A 5,721-nucleotide genomic window follows, 5' to 3' on the forward strand; every position below is an offset into this window, starting at 1 on the left:
GGCCGTCGCCGGGGCCCTGGCCCTGGTGCTCGGCGGTTGCGGCGGAGGTGACGGCGGCTCGGGCTCGGGCTCGTCGGCCAACCCGTCCTCGACCGCGGGAGTCAAGAAGGGCGGCTCGCTGACACTGCTCTCGGTGTCGGACGCCCAGCGCTTCAACCCGTTCCAGACCACCTACGCGGCGGTCACCGACCTCAACCGCATGCTGGCGCTGTACGACACGCTGTTCTACACGGACAACGCCAGCAACAAGATCGTCCCGAACATCGGCGAGAGCCTGGCCACCGCGGACGGCGGCGCCACCTGGACGATGAAGCTCAAGCCGAACGTCAAGTTCAGCGACGGCTCGGCACTCGACGCCGAGGCCGTCAAGAAGAACTGGGACATGCACGCCAACCCGGAGACGCGCAGCTACCACGTGTCCGCGGCGGCGAGCCTGAAGAGCGAGGTCGTGGACCCGCTCACCCTCAAGATCACCCCGGTCGCGCCGAACGCCAACCTCGACCGGCTGATCGCGCTCGAACTGACCTACATCGCCGCCCCGTCGTCGCTGGCCGACACGACGGGCGAGAAGCCGGTCGGCGCCGGGCCGTTCGTCCTCAAGGAGTGGACGCGCGGCAACCAGATGGTGTTCGAGAAGAACCCGAACTACTGGCAGGGCCCCGACAAGCCTGCCCTGGACCGGCTCGTGATCAAGGTCGTGCCGGACGTCGCGCAGCAGCTCAGCACCGTCAAGTCCAACGGCGCCGACGTGTTCTTCACGATCGACCCGGAGAAGACCGCCAACGCCAAGAAGGAGGGCCTGGGCATCACGCCCTTCACCCTCGACGGCGGCCAGATGGTCGCGTTCAACAGCAAGGTCGCGCCGTTCGACGACCCGCGGGCGCGGCGGGCCGTCGCGCTGGCCCTCGACTCGGCCGACCTGAACGAGCGGGTCTTCTCGGGGACCGCGGTGCCGGCGAAGAGCATCTTCAACTCGCGGGGCCGGTTCTTCGACGCGGCCTCGGTGCAGCCGGCCACCAACCGGGCCGAGGCGCAGAAGCTGTTCAACGAGCTGGCGGCCGAGGGCAAGAAGGTGGACTTCACCTACATGGTGCCGGAGAACCCGGCGTCCAACCGGACCGCCGAGTACACCATGACGGCCCTCAACGGTTATGAGAACGTCAGCGTCAAGCTGGAGAAGGTCGACGTCAAGCAGTACACCAACAAGCTCCAGATCGGCCGCAACTACCAGGCGGCGCTGTACCAGGTCTGGGCGAGCGACGTCGAGCCGATCCTGTTCAAGTTCCTGTACTCGAAGAGCCCCGAGAACTTCCTGCACTACGCCAACCCCGAGGTCGACAAGGCGCTGGAGACGGGCCGCGCGACCGCCGACGAGGCGCAGCGCAGGGCGGCGTACGCGGCGCTCCAGAAGGCCATCGTCACGGACTTCCCGGTGGTCGCCTACCAGGAGGCGGTCACCGTGATCGTGTCCGGTCCCAAGGTCTCCGGCATCGTCGGCGTGCAGGACGGCGGCATGCTCATGGACCGGGTCGGGGTGAGCGGCTGAACCGGGCGCCCGGACCGGTCGCGTGCCCCGTCCGGGGCGCGCGCGGCCGCGGCCCCGCTGTCATCGTTCGCTGACACGGGCGCCGACCGGTCCGGGCGCTACAGCGCGTGCCGTTGATCAATGGCACATCCGAATCTGACGATGTAACAGATTCGCGTCGACAAGGTGTCTTCCCCGCGGCATCCGCCTACGGTGGCCGGACACCACCACGCACCGGCGCGGGATCACCGTCCTGCGCCGGTGCACGCACCACCGCACGTACCACGCACGAAACGCTCTGCACACCTCGCACGACCCTTGCACAGGCTCCACCCTCCCGGCCCGCCCCGGCGTCCGGGAACCGCACGGCAGCACGATCAGGCCGGCCCGGTCCGGCCGCCACGTACTCGCCAGGAGGAGGCAAGACGGTGTCAGCACGACGTACGGTACGACCCGGGCTCGGCCGGTTCGCGACGCTGGGCCGCGGGGGCCCGGCGCGCCGCGGCGCGGCGATCGCCGGCGTGATCGCCCTCGGACTTGTGGCCGGCGCCTGCGGGGGCGACGACGACGACAAGTCCCCCGGGGGCGGCAATCCGCCGGCCACCGCGGACGCGAAGGTCGGCGGCAAGATCACCATGCTGGCGGTCCAGGACTCGGCCGCCCTCGACGTCTTCCGCACGTCGAACGTCGCGGTCGCCGACGAGCCGCGGCTCGCCGCCCTGTACGACCCGCTGGTCTACATCAACCCCAAGGACCAGAAGGTCGCCGCGCACCTGGCGGAGTCCCTGACCACTGCCGACAACGGCACGACGTGGACGCTGAAGCTGCGCCAGGGCGTGACGTTCAGCGACGGGACGCCGTTCGACGCCGAGGCGATCAAGGTGAACTACGACAAGCAGGCCGACATGGCGACGCGCTCCGTGCACATCGGCGCGGCGTCCACCTTCAAGACCGAGGTCGTCGACCCGCTCACCGTCAAGCTGACCCCGGTCGGCGCGCCGAACCCGAACCTCGACCGCCTGATCGCGGTGGAACTGCCGTACATCGAGGCGCCGTCCGTGATCACCAAGGGCCCGGAGGTGTACGGCGGGCAGCCGATCGGCGCCGGCCCGTTCGTCCTCAAGAGCTGGACGCGCGGCTCCGAGCAGGTCTTCGAGCGCAACCCGAACTACTGGCAGAAGGACAAGGGCCTGCCGAAGCTGGACGGGTTCACGGTCAAGAACGTCCCGGACATCAAGCAGCAGTACGCAAGCGTGAAGTCCGGCTCGGCGGACATCTTCGTCAGCTCCGACCAGAAGCTGCTGGCCGACGCGGCCAACGAGCTGAACTCCTCGGAGTTCAAGACCGACGGCGGCCAGATGGTGCAGTTCAACCTGCGCAAGGGGCCGTTCACCGACCCGCGCGCCCGCCAGGCCGTCACGCTCGCGCTGAACCCGGCGGACATCCCCAAGACGCTGGACAACGGGTACGTCCCGGCGAAGGGCTTCTTCAACCAGTCCGGGCCGTTCGTCGACCCGGCGGTGTCCCAGGCCGCGCAGGACAAGGCCCAGGCGCAGAAGCTGTTCAACGAGCTCGCCGCGGAGGGCAAGAAGCTCAGCTTCCGCTACCTGGTGCCGCAGAACCCGTCGTCGGTGCGCGTCGCGGAGTGGATGCAGGGCCAGTTGCTCCAGTTCCAGAACGTCGAGATGTCGATCGACTCGGTGGAGATCGGCGCGTACATCCAGAAGTACGCGATCACCCGTGACTTCGACGCGATGCTCTTCCAGCAGTGGGTGGTCGACCCCGAACCGACCAGCTTCAGCGCGTGGTACTCGAAGAGCCCGTTCAACGTCATCGGCTGGAACAGCCCGGCCGCCGACGAGGCGCTCGCCAAGGGCCGGGGCAGCAGCGACCCGGCGGTGCGCAAGCAGGCGTACTCGGACCTCCAGAAGGCGATCGTCGCCGAGCTGCCGTTCTGGGTGTACGCCGAGTCGTCCAACGGCGCCATCTTCAACGACAAGGTCACCGGGATCGAGCACTACAACTCCGGGGTCTTCTTCATGGACCGGATCGGCCTGAAGGCGTAGTCCCGAAGCCGCCGACGAGGCCCACGGAGCCCTGCCCGCAGGGTTTCTGACGACCCGTCGGCGGCCATGACCTCAAGTGATCATCCGGCGCCCCTCCGAAACGGAGGGGCGCCGCAACATGTCCGGGGGGCGTCCAAAAAACTTGACTGTGTAACAGATCGGCGTCGGAGGCGTGCACTTTGGCCCAACTACTTCTACGGTGGCCCCCAGCGCGACAAGATCCGTGATCTTACGCACACCGGTGGGGGTGGCCTTGTCGCCAACTCCCCGAAGCACGGCCCTGGCTCCACAAGCACGACAGCACCATCCGACCGGACCCTGTCCGGTCGTCATGTTCTCGGCGGAGGTGGCAAGACGGTGTCAGCACGACGCACGGCAGCACGACGCACCAACAGCACGGTGGTACCCGCAATATCCGGCGGCTCGGGCCTGAGCCGCGTACGCAAGCACGGAGCCGTCGTGGCGGGCCTCGCGGCCCTCGCCCTGACCGCCACCGCCTGTGGCAGTGATGACAAGGACGCCGGTTCCGGCGGCGCGTCCAGCAGCCCCGGCGGCGAGGCCAAGGCCGGCGGCAAGATGACCATGCTGGCGGTCCAGGACTCGAAGACCCTGGACGTCTTCCGCACCTCGTACGTCGCGGTCGCCGACGAGCCCCGGCTCGCGGCCCTGTACGACCCGTTGTTCTACATCGACACCAAGACCGGCAAGGTCGAGCCGCACATGGGCGAGTCCCTGGCCACCACCGACGGCGGAGCGACCTGGACGCTCAAGCTCCGCCCGGGTGTCAAGTTCAGCGACGGCACCCCGCTGGACGCCGAGGCCGTGAAGCTCAACTACGAGACGCACGCCAAGCCCGAGACGCAGTCGCAGCACCGCGCCGCCGCCGCGATGATCAAGACCGAGGTGGTCGACCCGACCACCGTCAAGATCACCAACCTCACCGGGCCGAACCCGAACTTCGACCGCACGGTGGCCACCGAGCTGACGTACATCGAGGCTCCGTCCGCCATCAACAAGGGCATCGACGCGGCCGGCGCGCAGCCGGTCGGCGCGGGTCCCTTCATGCTGAAGAACTGGGTCCGCGGCAGCGAGCAGCAGTTCGTGAAGAACCCGAACTACTGGCAGAAGGACAAGGGCCTGCCGAAGCTCGACGAGCTGTCGATCAAGAACGTCCCGGACATCAAGCAGCAGTACAACACCATCAAGGCCGGCGGCGCCGACATCTTCCACAGCTCCGACGGCGCGCGCCTGGCCGAGGCCGAGAAGGAGCTCCAGGTCCAGAAGATGGCCGACCTGGGCGGCCAGCTCATCCAGTTCAACATGACGAAGGCGCCGTTCGACGACCCGCGCGCCCGCCGGGCCCTCGCGCTCGCCTTCGACCCGAACGACATCCCGAAGACGCTCGACAACGGGTACGTCCCGGCCAAGAGCTACTTCAACCCGTCGTCGCCGTTCTTCGACCCGACACAGGTCCAGGAGCCGCAGAACAAGGAGGAGGCGCAGCGCCTCCTCAACGAGCTGGCGGCCGAGGGCAAGAAGCTCGACTTCACGTTCCTCATCCCGAAGAACCCGTCGTCGCAGGCCGTCGCGGAGTACATGCAGAGCCGCCTGCGGCAGATGCAGAACGTCAACATGGAGATCGAGTCGCTGGAGATCGGCGCGTACATCCAGAAGTACGCGATCACCCGTGACTTCACCGCCATGCTGTTCCAGCAGTGGATCGTCGACCCCGAGCCGCAGCTCTTCAACTCGTTCCACTCCGCCAGCCCGCTGAACTTCATCGGCTGGAAGAACCCGGAGGCGGACGCGGCGCTCCAGAAGGGCCGCGCGAGCACCAACGTGGACGAGCGCAAGGCCGCGTACAACGAGCTCCAGAAGCAGATCCTCAAGGACCTGCCGGTGTGGGTGTACGCCGACTCGCTGATCGGCCCGATCTACGCGAAGAAGGTCACCGGTGTCCAGCAGTACAACACCGGCGTCGTCTTCATGGACCGCATCGGCTTCAAGAGCTGACGCGTCCCGCACGGCCCCGGGGGGGGGGGGGGGGGGGGGGGGGGGGGGGGGGGGGGGGGGGGGGGGGGGGGGGGGGGGGGGGGGGGGGGGGGGGGGGGGGGGGGGGGGGGGGGGGGG

General features: G+C 68.4%; 3 protein-coding genes. All 3 read left to right on the plus strand.

Translation table 11 applies throughout. From position 1 onward, the window contains the following. On the plus strand, nt 1-1,546 hold a 1,546-nt coding region (locus tag ACRX5S_RS12775), incomplete at its 5' end, for an ABC transporter substrate-binding protein (protein ID WP_436773001.1). Nucleotides 1,547-1,953: 407 nt separating this feature from the next. Beyond that, entirely contained in the window at nt 1,954-3,591 is a 1,638-nt protein-coding gene (locus ACRX5S_RS12780; protein ID WP_436773002.1) for an ABC transporter substrate-binding protein, read from the plus strand. 357 nt (nt 3,592-3,948) lie between these two features. After that, nucleotides 3,949-5,604, plus strand: coding sequence for an ABC transporter substrate-binding protein (locus tag ACRX5S_RS12785; protein ID WP_436773003.1), 1,656 nt, complete (start codon nt 3,949-3,951; stop codon nt 5,602-5,604). The last annotated feature ends 117 nt before the right edge of the window (nt 5,605-5,721 follow it).

This window comes from Yinghuangia sp. YIM S09857, from assembly GCF_051388915.1.
In the GTDB taxonomy this organism is placed as follows: Bacteria; Actinomycetota; Actinomycetes; order Streptomycetales; family Streptomycetaceae; genus Yinghuangia.